Origin of the sequence: Stenotrophomonas sp. SrG, assembly GCF_050031795.1 — a bacterium.
Lineage (GTDB): Bacteria > Pseudomonadota > Gammaproteobacteria > Xanthomonadales > Xanthomonadaceae > Stenotrophomonas > Stenotrophomonas rhizophila_A.
The window spans coordinates 1-245 of sequence record NZ_JBNBBE010000787.1; the positions used below are offsets into that span (position 1 = coordinate 1).

A 245-nucleotide genomic window follows, 5' to 3' on the forward strand; every position below is an offset into this window, starting at 1 on the left:
GATCATCACATCCTGGGGATGTAGTCGGTCCCAAGGGTATGGCTGTTCGCCATTTAAAGTGGTACGCGAGCGGTGTTCAGAACGTCGTGAGACAGTTCGGTCCCTATCTGCCATGGGCGTTGGAGAGTTGAGAGGGGCTGCTCCTAGTACGAGAGGACCGGAGTGGACGAACCTCTGGTGTTCCGGTTGTCCCGCCAGTGGCATGGCCGGGTAGCTATGTTCGGAAGCGATAACCGCGGAAAGCA

The 245-nt window shown here is 57.6% G+C and carries 1 rRNA gene; it reads left to right on the top strand.

Annotation, left to right across the window (positions count from 1 at the left end):
* Positions 1–245 (top strand): 23S ribosomal RNA (locus tag ACQG3P_RS21700); the annotation flags it as partial.